General features: G+C 67.2%; 18 protein-coding genes. 7 read left to right on the forward strand and 11 right to left on the reverse strand.

What is annotated here, in order from left to right; all coding sequences use genetic code 11:
- The first annotated feature begins 77 nt into the window (after positions 1–77).
- Positions 78–629, forward strand: coding sequence for a hypothetical protein (locus NBT81_RS05355; RefSeq protein WP_338741629.1), 552 nt, complete (start codon positions 78–80; stop codon positions 627–629).
- Here the strand turns inward: NBT81_RS05355 and NBT81_RS05360 are convergent, their stop codons facing one another.
- Positions 630–1,154, reverse strand: a complete 525-nt coding sequence (locus NBT81_RS05360; protein WP_425498770.1) for a GbsR/MarR family transcriptional regulator — start codon at positions 1,152–1,154, stop codon at positions 630–632.
- Positions 1,155–1,360: 206 nt separating this feature from the next.
- Between NBT81_RS05360 and NBT81_RS05365 the strand changes: the two genes are divergently transcribed.
- Both NBT81_RS05365 and NBT81_RS05370 read left to right on the forward strand, forming a co-directional pair.
- Positions 1,361–1,555 carry a hypothetical protein gene (locus NBT81_RS05365; protein WP_338741631.1) on the forward strand — a complete coding sequence of 65 codons (195 nt, stop codon included), beginning with the start codon at positions 1,361–1,363 and terminating at the stop codon, positions 1,553–1,555.
- A 66-nt stretch (positions 1,556–1,621) separates the two neighbouring features.
- Positions 1,622–2,299 carry an HD domain-containing protein gene (locus NBT81_RS05370; protein ID WP_338741632.1) on the forward strand — a complete coding sequence of 226 codons (678 nt, stop codon included), beginning with the start codon at positions 1,622–1,624 and terminating at the stop codon, positions 2,297–2,299.
- A 1-nt stretch (position 2,300) separates the two neighbouring features.
- On the opposite strand, the gene gltB is transcribed toward NBT81_RS05370, so the two are convergent.
- From gltB to NBT81_RS05395, 5 genes are all read right to left on the reverse strand, one after another.
- A complete protein-coding gene (gltB, locus tag NBT81_RS05375) occupies positions 2,301–6,830 on the reverse strand; it encodes a glutamate synthase large subunit (protein ID WP_338741633.1) in 4,530 nt (1,509 codons plus the stop codon).
- A 210-nt stretch (positions 6,831–7,040) separates the two neighbouring features.
- Positions 7,041–8,507 carry a proline--tRNA ligase gene (gene proS / locus NBT81_RS05380; RefSeq protein WP_338741634.1) on the reverse strand — a complete coding sequence of 489 codons (1,467 nt, stop codon included), beginning with the start codon at positions 8,505–8,507 and terminating at the stop codon, positions 7,041–7,043.
- A 43-nt stretch (positions 8,508–8,550) separates the two neighbouring features.
- Positions 8,551–9,315: an endonuclease V gene (locus tag NBT81_RS05385; RefSeq protein WP_338742501.1), complete on the reverse strand. Its 765-nt coding sequence runs from the start codon at positions 9,313–9,315 to the stop codon at positions 8,551–8,553.
- A 4-nt stretch (positions 9,316–9,319) separates the two neighbouring features.
- A complete protein-coding gene (locus tag NBT81_RS05390; RefSeq protein WP_338741635.1) occupies positions 9,320–10,267 on the reverse strand; it encodes a rhomboid family intramembrane serine protease in 948 nt (315 codons plus the stop codon).
- A 59-nt stretch (positions 10,268–10,326) separates the two neighbouring features.
- The gene (locus NBT81_RS05395) at positions 10,327–10,860 is read right to left on the reverse strand and encodes an inorganic diphosphatase (protein WP_338741636.1); all 534 of its coding nucleotides are present in this window, start codon (positions 10,858–10,860) and stop codon (positions 10,327–10,329) included.
- A gap of 309 nt (positions 10,861–11,169) precedes the next feature.
- On the opposite strand from NBT81_RS05395, the gene NBT81_RS05400 reads away from it, so the two are divergent.
- Positions 11,170–11,529 carry a PadR family transcriptional regulator gene (locus NBT81_RS05400; protein ID WP_338741637.1) on the forward strand — a complete coding sequence of 120 codons (360 nt, stop codon included), beginning with the start codon at positions 11,170–11,172 and terminating at the stop codon, positions 11,527–11,529.
- Here NBT81_RS05400 and NBT81_RS05405 read toward each other — a convergent pair.
- From NBT81_RS05405 to NBT81_RS05415, 3 genes are all read right to left on the reverse strand, one after another.
- Complete coding sequence (locus NBT81_RS05405) at positions 11,526–12,074, reverse strand: DUF7108 family protein (RefSeq protein WP_338741638.1); 549 nt, start codon at positions 12,072–12,074, stop codon at positions 11,526–11,528. The genes NBT81_RS05400 and NBT81_RS05405 overlap by 4 nt on opposite strands.
- The gene (gene rnhA / locus NBT81_RS05410) at positions 12,067–12,660 is read right to left on the reverse strand and encodes a ribonuclease HI (RefSeq protein WP_338741639.1); all 594 of its coding nucleotides are present in this window, start codon (positions 12,658–12,660) and stop codon (positions 12,067–12,069) included. Before rnhA ends, NBT81_RS05405 begins: the two co-directional genes overlap by 8 nt.
- A gap of 73 nt (positions 12,661–12,733) precedes the next feature.
- Positions 12,734–13,255, reverse strand: a complete 522-nt coding sequence (locus tag NBT81_RS05415) for a hypothetical protein (protein ID WP_338741640.1) — start codon at positions 13,253–13,255, stop codon at positions 12,734–12,736.
- Positions 13,256–13,397: 142 nt separating this feature from the next.
- Between NBT81_RS05415 and NBT81_RS05420 the strand changes: the two genes are divergently transcribed.
- The 3 genes from NBT81_RS05420 (at position 13,398) to NBT81_RS05430 (ending at position 17,576) form a co-directional block, all read left to right on the forward strand.
- Positions 13,398–14,363, forward strand: coding sequence for a transcription initiation factor IIB (locus NBT81_RS05420; RefSeq protein WP_338741641.1), 966 nt, complete (start codon positions 13,398–13,400; stop codon positions 14,361–14,363).
- Positions 14,364–14,401: 38 nt separating this feature from the next.
- The gene (nreA, locus tag NBT81_RS05425; protein ID WP_338741642.1) at positions 14,402–15,652 is read left to right on the forward strand and encodes a DNA repair protein NreA; all 1,251 of its coding nucleotides are present in this window, start codon (positions 14,402–14,404) and stop codon (positions 15,650–15,652) included.
- Positions 15,653–15,812: 160 nt separating this feature from the next.
- The gene (locus NBT81_RS05430; RefSeq protein ID WP_338741643.1) at positions 15,813–17,576 is read left to right on the forward strand and encodes a hybrid sensor histidine kinase/response regulator; all 1,764 of its coding nucleotides are present in this window, start codon (positions 15,813–15,815) and stop codon (positions 17,574–17,576) included.
- A 6-nt stretch (positions 17,577–17,582) separates the two neighbouring features.
- On the opposite strand, the gene NBT81_RS05435 is transcribed toward NBT81_RS05430, so the two are convergent.
- Positions 17,583–18,251, reverse strand: coding sequence for a CPBP family glutamic-type intramembrane protease (locus NBT81_RS05435; RefSeq protein WP_338741644.1), 669 nt, complete (start codon positions 18,249–18,251; stop codon positions 17,583–17,585).
- A 1-nt stretch (position 18,252) separates the two neighbouring features.
- A complete protein-coding gene (locus NBT81_RS05440) occupies positions 18,253–18,546 on the reverse strand; it encodes a DUF5789 family protein (RefSeq protein WP_338741645.1) in 294 nt (97 codons plus the stop codon).
- Positions 18,547–18,574: the final 28 nt, after the last annotated feature.

An 18,574-nucleotide genomic window follows, 5' to 3' on the forward strand; every position in this document is an offset into this window, starting at 1 on the left:
GATACACGGCGTCCGTTCGACGGAGCGCCGGTTTCCTCCACCCACCTATATCACTGCCTCGCACGTACCACCGCACGATGGCTCCCTACGAGGCCTTCGACGAGGACGTGGAGGTCCACGGTCGGACGGTTCTGGCCGTCGTCGACGACGCACTCGCCCGCTTCTCGGAGACGTACCGGGAGACGGCCCGCGACGCCCTCGCGGCCAACGGTATCGACGACCCGTCGACCGAGGAGTGGTATCCACAACAGGCCTGGCTCGACACCTTCGAGACCATCGCCGACGACCTCGAACCGCACATTCTGGATCGTCTGGGCGAACAGATCCCCGACGTCGCGGCGTGGCCGTCGGCCCCGTCGACCGTCGCCGACGGACTCCGGTCCATCGACGACGCCTACCGCGACAACCATCGCGGCGGCGACATCGGACACTACGAGGTCGAGGCGACCGGCGACCGTACGGCGACGGTGACCTGTCTGACACCCTACCCCTGCGAGTTCGACCGGGGGCTGGTTCGTGCCGTTGCCCGCCGGTACGCGCCCGTGGAGTCGTTCGTCTTCGTCGAGGAGCGTGGGGACCAGTGCCGGCGGGACGGCGACGACGTCTGTATCTACACCGTCTCGTGGTGATCACTCCCCGTCCTCGTACTGCTCGATGGCCTCGATCAGTTCCGCGGCCGAGTGTCGGGTCGCCAGCTCGAGGAGCGTCTCGACGTCGTCGTACGTTCGGGATAGTCGCCGGATGCGGTCGTACTCGGCCGTGCCCGGTTCGACGCCCGCCGCGTCCAGTCGGGACAGCGCTCGATCGAGGGTGCGCCGCGTCGTCGCCATCTCGCGGGCGACGTACTGCTGAAAGACGTTCTGGACGACGTACCAGAGATCAGTCGCGGCCTCGAACTGCACCCGCCGCCCGCCGCCGCCGGACGACCGACGACGGATCAGTCCGACGCGCGTGAGCGTGCGGGTCACGTTGCTGATGGTCGATTTCGCGTACCCCGTCTCCTCGACCAGTTCCGGAATCGAAAGGGGTTCGATCGCGAAGTAGAGGACCCCGTACACCCGTCCCGCGCTCCGACTCAACCCGTACACCTCGACCGACCGCTCTATCGACTCGATCACCTCCTCTCGGACCGCCTCGCGGTCGGCGTCGGTCATCGTCGGTCCCCGCTCTCCGCCCGGTCGAGCCACCATCCTGTCACGTCCGCACCGACGGAGCGTAAGTATTAAATTGTTTGGTCTGTTTGTTTGGTTTGAGCCGAACAAGCGAAACGAACCGCTCGCCCTCGGCTCTCCCCCTGACGCTCCGACGGTTCGCGCGTCGGTCTCGATCCGACACACCGGACTGTCTCCCTCCACGAACCATGTCATACCACACGCTCCGCACTCGTCCACGCTGTGAACGCTTGGCCGACCGGTCGGTGAATGATCCGGTCGCCGTCGGCCTTCCGGTCACCCTCCTCCTCGCCCTCGTCCACCCCTTCTGGACGCTCGCGGCCCTACTCGCCCTCGCTGGCGGCTACTGGCTGTCCGTCGGTCGTCGACCGGACTCGTCGTAACGCCTAATAGTCGAACACCCCTTTTTTCGGTAATGACTGACTCACGAACGCAATGGAGGTGGGAGTGTGGGGATTGAGATCAAGGAGTCCGCCGTCTCGGACGAGGCGTTCGAGGAGATGAAGGGGTTCGTCTCGGACTACCTCGCGGCCAGCGTCGAGGCCGAAGAGGACGGCGGCCGGATGCGGTGGTACCCGTGGCACAGCGCCGAGTACCGCTTCAACCACACGCTGAACGTGGTCGACTTGGCGACCGAGATCGCGGACCGCGAGGGCGCCGACGTCGACGTCGTCCGCGTCGCGGCGCTGTTTCACGACATCGCGAAACTCGAGGCGGCCCAAGAGCGCCACGCGGACGAGGGTGCGCGCGTCGCCCGCGAGTATCTCGACACGCGCGGCGACTACCCCCAGTCGTTCGTCGAGCAGGTGACCCAGTCGGTTCGCGACCACTCGTACCAGGGTCCCCTCGACGACGTGTCGATGGAGACGCAGTGTCTCATCGAGGCCGACGTCCTCGACAAGGTGGGGGCCAACGGTGCGGTGTTGATGCTCCTGCGGATGGGGTACGAGTCCCGCACCCACATGGACGCAAACGAGATGGTCGAACGCGTCGTCGAACGCGGCCACGACGCCGCCGACCGGGTCCAGAGCGACGCGGCCGAGAGCATCGCTCATCAGCGACTGAAGCGTGTCGTCTGGTTCCGGGAGTGGCTCGAAGAGGAAGTGCCGGGTATGGACCCGGTGTAAGTTAGTAGTCGCCGGTTTGAGCCGTCTCGGCCCCGGTTTCGCCCCGACCGGCGGTCGACGCCGGCTCCGGCAGTTCGTCGCGAACGTCCTCGCGGCTCTCCTCGGCGATGACCTCCGCGTACGCGTCGGGCATCACCTTCGTGAAGTTCCGGACCTCGACGCCCCACTCGGAGAGCAGCGCTTCCGCGCGGTCGCTGTCGGTGTAGTCGGAGTGGTTCTCGACCAGTCGGCGGAGCATCGTCTCGTCCGACTCCTTGAGTTCGTCCTCGACGGTGACCATCCCGGTGTTGACACGCCCCTCGAACTCGTCGTCGGGGTCGTAGACGTAGGCGATGCCGCCGGACATGCCGGCCGCGAAGTTCCGCCCCGTCTCGCCGAGGACGGCCACGACGCCGCCGGTCATGTACTCACAGCCGTGGTCGCCGACACCCTCGACGACCGCCTTCACGCCGCTGTTGCGGACCGCGAAGCGCTCGCCCGCGAGGCCGTTGACGTACAGTTCGCCCTGGGTCGCTCCGTACAGACAGACGTTGCCGACGAGGATGTTCTCCTCGGGTTCGTACGCGGCCGTCTCGGGCGTCCGGACGATCACCTTGCCGCCCGACAGCCCCTTGCCCACGTAGTCGTTTGCCGCGCCGACGAGCTCCATCGTCACGCCGTCGGCGAGGAAGGCCCCGAAACTCTGCCCGGCGACGCCGTCGAAGGTACACGAAACGGTGTCCTCGGGCAGGCCGCTCTCGCCGTATCGCTGGGAGATGCGGTTCGACAGCATCGCACCCACCGCCCGGTCGCCGTTTTCGATGTCGCGGCGCAAGTGGACGGGTTCGCCCTCCTCGATGGCGTCCGTCGCCGCCCCGATCAGGTCACGGTCGATGTGGGTCCCGACGTCCGCGTGTTTCTGCTCGCGGATCTTGTGGCGCTCGTCCCCCTCGGGGTCGGCGATGATGGCCGAGAGGTCGAGGTGTTTGGCCCGGGGGTGGTCCGTTTCGACCTGTTCGAGGAGGCCGGGCCGACCGATCATCTCCTCGAGGCTCCGGAAGCCCAGGTCGGCCATGATCTCGCGGAGTTCCTCGGCCAGGAAGGCCATGTAGTTGATGACGTGATCCGGCTGTCCAGAGAACCGCTCGCGGAGGTCCCCGTCCTGCGTGGCGACGCCCGTCGGACAGTTGTTGGTGTGACAGATGCGCGCCATCACACAGCCCGAGGAGATGAGGCTGGCCGTCCCGAAGACGTACTCCTCGGCTCCCAGAAGCGCAGCGACGGCGACGTCGCGACCGGTCATCATGCCGCCGTCCGCGGAGATGCGGATGCGGTCGCGGAGCCCCGTCGCCCGGAGCATCTGGTTGGCCTCCGCCAAGCCGAGTTCCCACGGCAGGCCGGCGTTCTTGATCGACGTCTTGGGCGACGCGCCCGTACCCCCGGAGTGTCCGGAGATGTGGACCACGTCGGCGTTGGCCTTGGCGACGCCGGCTGCGATGGTACCGATCCCCGCCTCGGCGACGAGTTTCACGTTGATGTCGGCCTCGGGGTTGGCCGTCTTCAGGTCGTGGATCAGCTGTTTGAGGTCCTCGATCGAGTAGATGTCGTGGAGCGGCGGCGGCGAGATGAGACCGACACCCGGTGTCGAGTAGCGGACGTGGGCGATCATCTCGTTGACCTTCTTGCCCGGAAGGTGACCCCCCTCGCCGGGCTTGGACCCCTGGGCCATCTTGATCTGTAGCTCATCGGCCGAGGAGAGGTAGTTCGAAGTGACGCCGAACCGACCCGATGCCACCTGTTTGATGTTGCACTCCTTCTCCGTCCCGAACCGTTCCGGCGGTTCACCCCCCTCGCCGGTGTTGGACTTCCCGCCGATGCGGTTCATCGCGATGGAGTTGGTCTCGTGAACCTCCGGCGACAACGAGCCCAGCGACATGGCGGCCGTCGAGAACCGCTCGACGACCTCGTGGACCGGCTGGACCTCCTCCAGTGGGACGGGGTCGCGGTCGCTGTCGAACTCCAGTAGGCCACGCAGCGTCTGGAGGTTCTCCTGCTGTTCGTTGATCATCTCCGCGAACTCCGTGTACTTCTCGTAGTTTCCGGAGCGGACCGCCTGCTGGAGCGTCCCGACCGTCTTCGGGTTCCACTGGTGGTGGATGCCGTCCGAGCGGTGTTCGTACTCGCCCTGCCGTTCCAGGTCGGGGTCGTCGCCGTAGGCGACCGCATGGCGCGCGAGCAGATCCTCCTCGATCTGGTCGATACCGATCCCCTCCGTCCGGATCTCCGTCCCCTCGAAGTACTCGCGGACGAAGTCCGAAGAGAGCCCGACCGCCTCGAAGATCTGTGCGCCCTGGTAGCTCTCGACGGTCGAGATGCCCATCTTCGCCATCGTCTTCAGGAGACCATCCTCGAGCGCCTTCGTGTAGCGGTCGATGGCCGCCTCCTCGTCGGCCCCGTCCGGTCCGGCGACGATGTCACAGATGCTCTGGTAGGCGAGGTAGGGGTTGACCGCGTCGGCCCCGTAGCCCACGAGCGTGGCGAGGTGGTGGACCTCGCGGGGGTCGCCCGACTCGACCACGAGTCCGGCGTGGTTGCGAAGCCCGTTCCGGACCAGCGCGTGGTGGACGCCGCCGGTCGCGAGCAGACTCGGGATCGGAATCCGGTCGGGACCGGTGTTTCGATCCGAGAGGACGACGATGTCCGCGCCGGCCTCGATGGCCTCGCGGGCGTCGCGGCGTAGGTCCTCGACGGACTCCCGCAGGCCGGTCCCCTCCTCGTAGGTCATGTCGACGACGGTCGACTCGAACTCGCCGTCGTAGGCCTTGATCTCCTCGGTCTGGGCGTCGGTCAGCACCGGCGAATCGACGACGAGTTGGCGGGCGTGTTCCGGCGACTCGTCCAGCAGGTTGCGCTGGGGGCCGAGCCGGGACTCCAGACTCGTCACCAGTTCCTCGCGGATGTAGTCGATCGGCGGGTTCGACACCTGCGCGAACAGCTGTTTGAAGTACGTGAACAGCGGGCGGTTGAAGTCCGACAGCACCGACAGCGGCGTGTCGTCACCCATCGACCCGACCGGGTCCTTGCCGTCCTCGGCCATCGGCTCGACGAGGTGGTCGAGTTGGTCGTACGTGTAGCCGAAGGCGGCTTGCTCGGCCCGGAGCGTCTCGACCCGGCCGCGGGGTTCGTAGTCCTCGCTCGCCGTCTCGCCGAGGTGGCGCTGTTCCTGTTCGATCCACTCACCGTACTTCTCGTCGGTGAGGTCGTCGAACACCTCCTCGTCGGGGACGATCCGACCCTCCTCGGGGTCGGCGACGAGCAACTGCCCCGGCTGGAGGCGGTGACGTTCCTCGATGTCCGCGGGATCGATGTCGAGCGCACCGGCCTCGCTGGCCATGATGAGTCGGTCGTCTTCGGTCACGTCGTACCGGCAGGGTCGGAGCCCGTTGCGGTCGAGGGCGGCGGCGATCCGGTCGCCGTCCGTGCCGACGACCAGGGCTGGCCCGTCCCACGGTTCGACGAGGCTCGCGTGGTAGTCGTAGAACTCCTTGCGGTCCTGGCTCATCTCCTCGTCCTTGCGGAAGGCCTCGGGGATGAGCATCCGGAGGGCGTGGGGGAGGTCACGGCCGCCTTGGACGAGGAGTTCGAGTGCGTTGTCGACGGAGGCGGTGTCGCTCTGGTTGGGGTCGTTGATGATCGGCTTCAGCGTGTCGAGGTCGTCGCCGAAGTCCGGATGTTCGAGGTCCGTCTCCCGGGCCCGCATCCAGTTGATGTTGCCGCGGATGGTGTTGAACTCGCCGTTGTGGATGATGTTGCGGTACGGGTGTGCGAGATGCCACGCGCCCAGCGTGTTCGTCGAGAACCGGGCGTGGACGAGCACGAGCGTCGACTTGACGCGCTCGTCGACGAGGTCGGGGTAGTACGTGGGGAGCTGGGTCGCCTTCAGGAGTCCCTTGTAGACGAGCGTTTCGCGGTCGAGCGAACAGATGTAGAACCGGTCGGCACCGGCCGAGTCGAGCTCGTCGATGGCGTTCTCGACGGCCCGGCGCGCGACGTAGAGCGCGCGGTCGAACTCGTCGTCATCCATCCCCTCGGTCGGCCGGATGAACGGCTGGTAGACGTCCGGCTCGGAGTCGAGCGCGGTCCGTCCCAGTTCCGTATTGTCCGTCGGCACGTCCCGCCAGTGGAACACCTCGACCCCGTGTTCGGCCAGCGTCCGCTCGAAGATGGTCATGAGTCCCTGCCGGGCCGCACCATCCTGTGGCATGAACACGGAGCCGACGGCGTACGTCTCGGGCAGGTCGCCGACGACGCCCTCGAAGAACTCGTCGGGTCGCTGGATCATGATTCCCGCTCCGTCCCCGGTGGCCTCTTCGGCCCCCGTGGTCCCCCGGTGTTCGAGGTTGATGAGGAGGTCGATACCGTCGGCGACGGTCTGGTGGGAGTCGCCGCCGTCGAGGTCAAGAACGACTCCTACACCACAGTTCGATCGGTCGTCGGTGGGATCCGCAAGCCCCCGCTGATCGGCGTGGGCGTCTCTCCGCGGCTTGGTCATAGGCGGCTTACCACGCACCCCCTTATCAGCCTGTTCCTGATATCGTAACAGTTCATTAGTCACATACAAGGTAATATATACCATACTAGGAGTGCGGGGAAACCGACCCCCCGGCCGATCCGGGGAATCGTACGGATTATTGTAAGTTATCACCGGTGAGTCGCCGGACCGCCTTGGCGACCCACCGGCAAACAGTTACAACAAACCGTATCAGTACGACCGTGCGAAGTAGGCCGTCTCGACTGCGTCGTCGTCACAGAGGGCGCAGGTCTCGCCCTCGTGGATCGTCTCCCCGGAGTCCTCGAAGGGGACCATGACGATTTCGGCGGCCATCTGGTCTTTGACTTTCGCCTCGCAGCCCTCGTCGCCACACCACGGAGTCTTCACGTAGCCGCCGTGTTGCCCGAGGGTGCCCAGGACGTCCGCCCGGTCCGACGCCTCCCGGACGTTCGCTTCGAGGTTCTCCTCGGCGGCGGCGTACAGTTTGGCGTACACCTCGTCGAAACTCCCCTCGACGGCGTCGACGATGTCCGAGCGATCGGCCTCGACCGACTCGCCGTCCGGTCGGTGGACGAGCGTCGCCGCCGACTCCTCTACCTCGTTCGGGCCGACCTCGATACGGACGGGGACGCCCTTCAGTTCCCACTCGTTGAACTTGAACCCCGGATTGTGCTCGTCGCGGTCGTCGAGTTCGACGCGGATTCCGGCCTCGCGCAGGTCGTCGGCGATACCCTCGGCGTAGTCGAGGACGTCCTCCTTGGTCTCTTTCTGCCAGATCGGGACGATTGCGACCTGTTCGGGGGCCATCGTCGGTGGCAACACGAGTCCCTGATCGTCGCTGTGGGTCATGATGAGCGCGCCGAGTGCCCGCCAGGAGACCCCCCACGAAGTGGTGTGGGCCACCCGCTCGTCCTCGTCCTCGTCGGTGAACGTGATGTCGAACGCCTCGGCGAAACTCCGCCCGAGGTGGTGGCTGGTCGCGCCTTGGACGGACTTGCCGTCGGGCATCAGCGCCTCCACCGTCGTCGTGGTGTCCGCGCCGGGGAACTTGTCGTGTTCCGGCTTCTTCCCGCGGAGCACCGGCATCGCGAGGACGTCTTCGTACAGGTCCTCGTACTGGTCGAGACGGGTCATCGTCTCCGCCCACGCGTCCTCGTCGCTCGCGTGTGCGGTGTGGCCCTCCTGCCAGAGGAACTCCTTGGTCCGGAAGAACGGCTTCGTCTCCGTCGCCTCCCACCGGATCACGCTACACCACTGGTTGATCCGCATCGGCAGGTCGCGGTGACTCCGGATCCACCGGCTCAGATACGGCGCGATGATGCTCTCGCTGGTCGGCCGGACCGCGAGTCGCTCCTCCAGTTCGTCGTAACCGCCCTGCGTGACCCACGCCACCTCGGGGTCGAACCCCTCGACCACGTCCTTCTCGCGTTCGAGGTACGACTCCGGGATGAGCATCGGGAAGTAGGCGTTCCGGACGCCGGTCGCTTTGAACCGGTCGTCGAGTTCGTCTTGGATCCGTTCCCAGAGCGCGTACCCGCGCGGGCGCGTGATGATGAACCCGCTCATGCCTTCCGGCGCGTAGTTCGCCAGTTTCGCCTTCCGGACGACTTCGGCGTACCACTCGCCCGTGCTGTGTTCTTTCGACTCGGTGATCCCGAGTTCCTGATCGTCGCTCATTACCCGAAGGTACGCGAGACGTGGCTTAAAACGTGCGAAGCGCCTACGTCGAGTCCTTACACTCCTCGGCGTACGCGTCGGCCAACCGTGTCGGCTCCGGGAGTTTGTAGCCGTCACACAGGCGTTCGATCAGTCCGACGGCCGTCTCCGCGTCGACCCGGTGGCCCGGGCTCACGTACAGCGGGTTGATGACCGGGTTCGAGTCGTACTGCCGGGACTGGTAGGCGTAGCCGAGGACGGTCCCCTCGGGGGCGTCCACGGACTCGTCGGCCCGAACCGGCGCGCGCCACCCCTCGGGGTTCCCGTCCGTCTCGCCGTCGGCCCGTCCACAGAGGAGGCTCTTGGCGACGCCGACGCTCGGCACGTCGAGGACGACGCCCAGATGCGTCGCGAGGCCCGCCTGTCGGTAGTGGATGCGCCCGCTCCCGTCGAAGACGACGAGGTCCGGCGTCGCCTCCAGTTCTTCGAACGCCGCGAGGATCGGCCCACCCTCCCGAAAGGAGAGCAATCCGGGAACGTACGGAATCGAGAGGTCGGTCACGGCGTGGGCGCGTTCGACCACGTCGCCCCCGCGAAGGCATACGACGGCGCTGACCGCCCGTCCGTCGAGGAAGGCCTGATCGACCCCGGCGACGAGGGGGCGGTCGTCGCCGCCGAGCGTCGCGTCGGCGGACAGCGAGACGGCCGCCGGATCGACCCCCAGGTCGTCGTCGAACCGGGCAGCGTCGGCTACCTCGCGCTGCAGTGCCTCCATCTCCGCGCGGGAGTCCGAGGAGTCGGGGACGAACTCGGGGCAAGCGGGGATCACGTGGTCACCGACGTCCGGGACCGCCGGGACCACCCGGTCCACCGGGACCCCGGCCGCCTCCGAAGGTGAGTCGGTCGGGCACCCGCCGCCGGCCCTCGACCCGCTTGCCGTAGGCCAGTCCGATCACGAGTCCGATCAGGTGCGCGAGGTGGGCGACGTTGCCCTGCCCCACCGACGCCGCCGACTGCGGCGAGAGGAAAAAGAGCACGGAGATGAGCGAGAACCCCGCCGTGAACAGCCACAGCGGTACCGGGATGATGAAGTAGAGGTAGATCCGCAGCCCGGGGTTGAGAACCGTGAGCACGCCGAGAACGGCGAAGATGGCGCCGCTGGCCCCGACGACGCTCACGACGCCAGAGGGCCCCAGACTGCCGAGCGCGATGCTGGCCCCGACGAAACCCAACCCGGCCAGCGCGCCGGTCACTATGAAGAGGGTGGCGAAACGTCTGGACCCGACGTGGCGTTCGACCAGCGGGCCGAAGAAGTACAGCACGATGCTGTTGCCGGCGATGTGGTAGAGGCCGCCGTGGGCAAAAATCGAGGTGAGCCACGTCCAGACGAAAAACAGGCGATCCGACCGCAGGACGAACAGCGCCGACATGACCTCCCGGCCGAACAGGGCACCGACCAGCAACTGCAGCGCGAACGTGATCCACATGAGCCCCAGAAACAGGTACGCCACGTTGCCACGGAAGTAGGCGAGGAGACCGCCCGTGCCGGTCACTCGGTCGAGGTTCGGTAGAGACGACGACAGTCCCCCATCGCTCCCGCCCTCGTCGCGGACGCTGTCGTCGAAGCCGCTGTCGAATACCCCGTCCGGATCGTTCCACTCGTTCAGCCCGGGACAGTCGTGGTTCTCCGGGAGGCGGTGTTCGGCACAGAACGTCTCGCCGCAGCGTCGACACTGATACGGCAAGTCCTCGTGACTGCCGCACTCGTCGCACTGAGCCATTGGTGACTCCTAACGGAGGCCCGATTAAAAAGGGGTCGCTCGTCCGTCGCTCCCGCAGGTTAGGCGAACGTCTCGTCGTAGAGGTCGATTGCGTGTTCGATGGCGTCTTTGGCGGCCGCCTTGTCCTCCCAGCCCAGCGTCTCGACTTCCTTGCCCTCCTCCAAGTTCTTGTACGTCGCGAAGAACTCGTCGATCTCGTCGAGGGTCTGTTGGGGGATGTCGTCGAGGTCGTCGAGGTGGTCGAACCGCGGGTCCTCGGTCGGGACGGCGATGACCTTGTCGTCCTGTTCGCCGTCGTCGTCCATCTTCATCATCGCGATGGGTCGCGCCTCGACGATACAACCGGGGAACGTCGCGTCCTCGACGAGGACGAGGACGTCGAAGGGATCCTCGTCGTCGTAGTACGTCCGCGGGATGAAGCCGTAGTCGCTCGGGTAGTGGACGTTGCTGTGGAGGACGCGGTCGAGGACGACGCCGGGGACGTCCTTGTCGTACTCGTACTTGTTCCGTTCGCCCTTGAGACACTCGACGACGGCGGTGATCGTCTCGGGCGGGTTCGGACCGGGCTCGAGGTCTTCCCACAGATTCACCATGCCGATACGTCGGCAGAAGTGCCAAATAGTCCTTTCGGGACGAATCACGCCAACACGAATGAAAAAGTACATGAACGGCCGACTCGGAGTTCCGGTGACGGTGCTGGCGGGGTTACAGCGCCACCCCGCACGCTTGACACCACTCGGACGCCGTGGCGACGACTCGCCGTCGTCATTCCGGCCCCGAACCAGTCTCGGCAGAAACATGTTCGGGGTCGGTAAAATACGATTCTGCAGTTATACGGCCGAAACGCGCCGTTAACGAGCGAGTTGAGAAGCGTTAAATATCCCGATGACATGTCTGTACGTATGTCAGAGGCACAAACTGTCAGTAGCGGCTCCGGTATCGTTCGCGACCTCACTGCGTTTCAGCACAACATCCTGGTCATCCTCTCGGAAGAACCCATGTACGGACTGGCGATCAAACGCCAACTCGAGGAGTATTACGGGACCGAAGTGAACCACGGCCGCCTCTACCCCAACCTCGACGACCTCGTCGAGATGGATCTGGTCGACAAGAGCGAACTCGACAAGCGGACGAACCAGTACGAACTGACCGAGAAGGGCAACGAAGCAGTGCTCGGTCGTCTCGAGTGGGTCCTCTCGAAGTTCGTCACCGACGACGACCGGGCCGATTCGGTCCGCGCCCTCGTCGACGCGCAGCACTAGCGTTCGGGCATCGCCGTTTCCGTCACTGCGAAGACGTGCTCCAGCGACCGCTCCACCACGGCGCACTGTTCGTCGCTGGGCCACGCGTTCCGCGGGTAGTACTCCGTCAGGAACTCCCGTAACTCCGCCGCCGTCGCCGTCTCGACCCCTCGGGCGTAGTGGTTCCCCATGAAGTCGGCGAACGCCCGCGCGTTCGCGGCGTGGACCTCGCCCGCCCGCTCGCGCACCTCCTCGACGACGGCGGCGTTGTGGTCCTCGACCGACTCCCACTCCTCGGGGTCGCCGCTCCCCGACAGCGGGATTTCGACCGCCCGGTCGGTGTCCTCGATGCTGTCCATCCGCGCCGTGTCGCCGTCGAGCCACTCCGTGGGGTAGAGGACGAGGGTGTCGTCGGCCTCTCGGAGTCGGGCGGTGAACCCGTGTTCGGCCAGCCGCTCGTCCCGGTCGCGTTCGTACGCCGCTGCCTCGGTATCGTCGGTCGCCCGTCGGGCCAGACGGGTGAGCCGTTCGGCTTCCTCCCGGACGTCTCGTGGCAGTTCAGACATCGTCGAGCGCCTCGTTCGCCAGTCCGTCGGCGCGGTCGTTTATCTCTCTCGGGACGTGCTCCAGCGACCAGCGGTCGAACGTGTCGAGGAGTTCCCGGGCCCGGACCCGTCGCTCTCGGAGTCCCGGGTCGTTCGTGTCCCACTCACCCCGGACCTGCTTGACGATCAGTTCCGAGTCGCCGCGCACGTCGACCTCGTCAAATCCGTGGTCCCGAGCGACTTCCAGCGCTCGCACCAGTGCCTCGTACTCCGCGCGGTTGTTCGTCGTCTCACCGATCGCCCCGCTTCCCTCGTCGACGATGCCGTCCCCGGAGACGATCACCCACCCGACGGCGGCGGGACCGGGGTTACCACGGCTCGCCCCGTCGAAGTAGACGTGTGCCCTGCCGCTCGAATCCGCCAGGAGCGCGGTCAAGTCGGTCGGTTTGGCCCCTTGAACGACGACGCTGTCGTCGTAGGCGACCGCGACCGCGTCGCCACGCTCCGCGCGCCACCGCTCGTGGTCCGTGTTCCCCGCTTCGACGGCGACGCCGGCCTCTTCCAACCGCCGTCGCGCCGTGTCGGGATCGCAGTCGATGGTCGGCATCGACGGTCCTTCGTGGGACCGACTCAAAAGGCGGTCGTTCCGCGGACGTGGCACCGGCGCGGCCCGCCGGTCGTCACTCGATGGTGATCGTCGCCGTCGTCGTCTCCCGATCGTTCACTCGGAGGTCGACCTCGTACTCTCCGGGTTCCGAGGGGTTGTCGACCGCCGGGTAGCCGAGGACGATCACGTCGCCCTCCTGGAGCGTGTGGCCGGTGTCGAGTGTCACGTCGAAGGAGTAGGCGTTGTTGTTGACGCCGCTGACGTGGGTCTCGTCGAACCGTCGGTCGATCTCCCCGTCCCCGTCGGTGTCGACGCCGAGGGTGATGGCCTCGTGTCCGGCCGAATCGACGGTGAAGTCCTCACGGGGGTAGGTCGCCCCGACCGCCGTCCACTCGGTCCCGGCCAGATCCTCGCCCACCTCGATCCGGAGCGTCTGGTTGACGTCCGTCGCGTCCGGGGCGTCGTCCTCGACGGCGACCCCTTCGTCGGGGGTCGACGCGTCTCCACCGTCGCCGGATCCGCCGCCCGGGACCGCCGAACACCCGGCGAGTGCGACCATCGCAACCAGTACGACCGCGAGTGCAGTTCGTCTCACGCCCCCATCTGTGTTCGCTCGCCCGATACCTCTGTCGGACTCCGGTGGGCCACAAAACGTGTGTCGGCCGACGGGCCGCCTCCTCGTCGGCCTCTTTCGGCAGTACAGTTAAGTATCACCAAAGTACGACTATAAAAACGCGATGACACGGCCCACCCGCCAGCGGGACGACCGGACGCGATGGCAGGGCGAGGACGAGACGGAGGCCGACGGGGACGTCGACCTCGACGACCTCGACCCGGAGGACCTCGTCAGGACGGCCGACGGCGAACTGATACACGAGGAGACCGGGCTCATCATCGAGGAAGAGCAGATCGACCCCGGCCCGGAGTGGCGGGCGTTCAACCACAAGGAACGACAGGAGAAATCGCGGGTCGGGGCCCCGACGACCCAGACGATGCACGACAAGGGGTTGACGACGACCATCGACTGGAAGGACAAGGACGCGTACGGGCGGTCGCTCTCCTCGGAGAAACGCTCCCAGATGCACCGGCTGCGCAAGTGGCAGGAGCGCATCCGGACGAAGGACGCGGGCGAGCGGAACCTGCAGTTCGCGCTGAGCGAGATCGATCGGATGGCCTCCGCGCTCGGCGTCCCCCGATCGGTGCGGGAGGTCGCCTCGGTGATCTACCGGCGCGCGCTCAACGAGGACCTCATCCGCGGCCGCTCGATCGAGGGCGTCGCCACCGCCGCCCTCTACGCCGCCTGTCGGAAGGAGGGCATCCCCCGATCGCTGGAGGAGATCTCCGAGGTGTCGCGGGTCGAACGCAAGGAGATCGGCCGGACCTACCGCTACATCTCCCAGGAACTCGGCTTGGAGATGAAGCCCGTCGACCCGAAGAAGTACGTCCCCCGGTTCTGTTCGGAACTCGAACTCAGCGAGGAGGTTCAGGCCAAGGCCAACGATATCATCGAAACCACCTCGGAGAAGGGCTTGCTGTCGGGGAAGTCGCCGACCGGGTTCGCGGCGGCGGCCATCTACGCGGCCTCCCTGCTCTGTAACGAGAAGAAGACCCAGCGCGAGGTGGCCGACGTCGCCCAGGTGACCGAGGTCACCATCCGCAACCGCTACCAAGAGCAGATCGAGGCGATGGGCATCCACAGCTAGCACGACAGGTTCAAATCCCGTCCGGCGGTATCGCCCGTATGCGCCTCGACGAGTTCGTCGACATCGAGGCCAACGAACGCGCCGAGCGACGCCGCCTCGCGAAGGAGAAGTCCTACGATATCCTTGACCACGTGGAGTCCGTCGCCGACCGCGTCGAGCGGACGGTGTCTGGCGATTCGATCGTCGGCAGCGTCTCGCCCTCCATCTTCGTCGGGCGGTCGAGCTACCCGGAGGTGTCGACGGGTATCCTCTCGCCGGTCGGCAACGAAGGGTCGGCCGCCGACTTCGTCACCAGCGGCGCGTGGTACGACGACGGTGTCGACTTAGAGGAGGTGTTCCGCCGCCGGACGAGTCTGCTGAACGCCCGCCGGTCGTCGACGGTCGACGTCTCGGAGACGTGGGACGGTTTCGTCGGCGTCGGTCGCGAGGTGGCCATCGCCGACCGCCCGGTCGACGTGGAACTCGGGCTCGGCGGTGACCCCCGCGTCGACTTCGACGCCGACGGTGCCTCGCCGCCGACCGGTCCGCGCGCCCCCGCGGAGTCGGCGTCGCTCGGCGAGAACCCCCACGTCCCGAGACCGATCAAGAAGACCCTCGAGGACGACGACTGGCGCGCGGAGGGGGCGATCACCTATCTCTACCGTCGTGGGTTCGACGTGTACGACGTGAACACGATCCTCTCGGCCGGCGCGCTCGGCCGGGGTGAGAACCGCCGCCTCGTCCCGACGCGGTGGTCGATCACCGCCGTCGACGACACCGTCGGACAGTACCTCCGTGGCTCGTTGCGCGACGCCCCGAGCGTCGACGGCGTGGAGATCCACCGCAACGAGTTCCTCGGCAACGCCTACTGGGTCATCCTCGCGCCGGGACAGTGGGAGTACGAACTCGTCGAACTCAAGGCACCGGGGAGCGTCTGGAACCCGGACCCCGAGGCGGGCATGTGGCTCGCGGCCGACCGCGAGGGGTACGAGGGTCGGACCGGCTACGTCGAGGAGACGGCCGGCGCGTACCACGCCGCGCGGCTGGGCGTCCTCGAACACCTGGAGGATCGGGGTCGGCAGGCGAAGTGTCTCGTCCTCCGGCACGTCTCCGACGACTACTGGGGACCCGCGGGCGTCTGGCAGGTCCGCGAAGGCGTCCGCAACGCCTTCGACGACGACCACGCCACCGCCGAGACGCTCGCCGAGGCGGTCCGGGGTGTCGTCGACTACCTCCCCACCTCGCTGTCGGCGCTCCGGCGGAAATCGGCGATGGTCGCCGGCCTGCAGACGACGCTCTCGGAGTTCTAGAGCGCCGCGAACGCGGGCCCCAGTGGGGGTCACGGTCCGCGTCGACCGTCTCGTCGAACGGGCCGGACGGTGAGAACGCCACGAGACGCCGACGCCCGAGCCCACGAAGCCGGCAGACGGCGAGGAAAGCGTTTAATTAGTACTGTCGGTATCGTGTGTCATGGCTCTGGATCGCATTCTCGCCGTCGGCGACGGCGTCGCGGATGCGCTTCCCTCCTCGGTCGACCCAGTCGTCGTCGGAACCGCGGCCGACGCCCGCCGCCACCTCGACGCGAACGCCGACGCTATCGACGGCGTCGTCACCGCGTACGACCTCCCCGACGGCGACGGACTCGGTCTCCTCGAGTGGATCCGGGTCGATCGTCCCGACCTCCCCGTCGTCCTCTATCCCGAACACGGGAGCGAGCGTATCGCGAGTGAGGCCGTCGCCGCGGGCGTCACCGACTACGTGCCACGGTCCGCGGACGTCGACCTCGGCGAGCGACTCCGAGAAGCCGTCCGGACGCGACCGGACACGGCTGCGGCGAGGCGGTTCCGGCAACTGCGGCGGGCCTTCCCCGACGTGGGCTTTCTCGTCGACGCTGACGGGCGATGTCTGGAGATGTTCGCCGGCCCCGACACGCCCGACTCCCTCCCCGACGACCCGGAGCGGATCGGGGGGAGCCGACACGAGGCGGTCCTGCCCGAATCGGTCGCGGACACCATCTGGGCCGCCATCGACTGCGCGATCGAGACGGGAGCGGTCCGGTCGGTCGAGTACCGACTCCCGGACCGGGGCGACGAGGAGTGGTTCGAGGCGCGCGTCGCCCCCGTGGACGCGGAGACGGCCGTCGTGGTCACTCGACGGATCACCGACCGAAAGCTCGCTCGGCGCGACCTCCGGCGCAAGCGCGCCCACCTCTCGCAGGCCCAAGAGATCGCCTCCTTCGGGAGTTGGTACCGGGACTTCGAGGCGGACACACTCTGGTGGTCCGAGACGGTGTACGACATCTTCGGGTGCTCGCCCGACGACACGCCCACACACGACCTGTTCCTGTCGTCGGTCCATCCAGCCGACCGGGAGCGCGTTCGACGGCGGTGGGACGCCGCTATCGAGGGCGAACCGTACGACGTCGAACACCGCGTCTGCGTCGACGGCGAGGTCCAATGGGTCCGCGAAGTCGCCGAGATCACCTTCGACGACGGCCGGCCCGTCGAGGCTGTCGGCGTCGTCAACGACATCACCGACCGCAAGGCGTACGAGCGCCGACTGGAATCCCACAACGAGCGTCTCGACGTCCTCCAGCGTATCGCCCGCCACGACATCAGAAACCGAATGAACGTCGTCCTCGGCTGCGCGGCGGATCTGCGTCGCACGATCGGCTCCGGCGACTCGGACCGGGAGGCGCTGCTCGACTGCATCGACGACGCCGCACAGCGACTCCTCGACATCGGTCGACAGCTCCGCGACGCCGAGCGGATCGTCGCGGGCGACGCCGACCGCCGACCGATCGACGTGGCGTCGCTCGCGACGGACCTCGTCACCGAGTTCGCCGCCGACAACCCCGACTGCGAGTGGTTCGTGGCGGTCCCCGATTCGCTCCGGGCGTGGGCGACCGCCTCACTCCCCCTCGCGATCACGAACGTCCTCGAGAACGCGGTCGAACACGCGGACGCGACACGTCCCCGTATCGCGGTCGTCGTCGACGACTGCGGGGGTCACGTCGAACTCCGCGTCGTCGACGACGGTCCCGGCATCCCCGAGGTGGAACGTGATATCCTCGTCGGCGAGCGGGAACGCTCACAGGTCGTCCACCCCAGCGGGCTCGGCCTGTGGCTCACGCGCTGGATCGTCGGCAACTCGGGCGGGAGACTCGACCTCGCCGACGGACGCAGGGGTGGCACCGTCGTCACCGTCCGACTCGACCCAGTCGTCGAGGACTGACTCCGATCACACCGGGAGCGGGAGCCACGACAGCCACCTGACGACCACCGGCGTCGGGATCAGCGGCGGGTGGAGCACCAGCCAGTCGAGCAGTGCGAGGCCGGCTCCGTGGGCCACCACCGACGGGAGGATGGACTCGCTGTGGTAGTCGACAGCCCCGAAGAGCACGTCGGTCGGCGCGGACAGGAGCAGTTCGACGGGTGGCTTGTGGACGTGGTGGGCCGCGTAGACGACGGGACTGATGAAGACGCTCTTCGGCCCGAGTTCGCGGATGCCGACACAGAGCAACCCACGGTAGTACACCTCGGCGGCCGCGGCGACGACGAACTGGGCGACTGCGTGGGGGAGGAAGGCGGTCAGTGTCGTGTCGGTCGCCCACATCGGGTAGTACGCTCGGATCGTCGGCAGCGACGACCCGACGACGTAGAAGGGGGTGACGAACAGCGCGAGCACGACGGTGTTCCTGATGGTTCGGCGGTCGACCCGCCACCCCAGGTCACGACCGTGGACGAGAGCCAGTGCGACGGGCACACAGACGAAGACGACCACGTCGCGGACGAGGCGAGCGCCGAGGCTCGTCGGGGGGACGGCCCAGAGCGACCAGACGACAGCTACGACGAGTCCGGCGAGCAGCGAGCGCTGGACCCAGGTGAGTGGGAGCCGACGGGGTGACACCTCACTCCTCGGCCGTGGCGACCGAGCCGGTGCCGATCACCGACCGGACCGCCGAGAGGAACGTCTGTCGCGTGTCGAAGTACGTCTCGTCGACCTCGCCGAGCACCGAGTCGATCGTCCGCGGGCCGTCGGGCGTCCGGATCGTCGCGTCGCCCTCCTTCTCCCGCACGGCGCTCGCTTCCTGTGGCCAGGTGAGCCGCGAGGCCACTCGTGCGAGGGGTGCGCCCTCGACGGGGTCTCCCTCGCCCAGTTCGACCGTGGGCTCCGCCTCGGCGTCGTCCGCGTCGTCAGCCATGCGCGCCACTACTGTTGCCCCCGGGTTA

The sequence above is a fragment of the Haloplanus sp. CK5-1 genome, from assembly GCF_037201915.1.
Taxonomy (GTDB): domain Archaea; phylum Halobacteriota; class Halobacteria; order Halobacteriales; family Haloferacaceae; genus Haloplanus; species Haloplanus salilacus.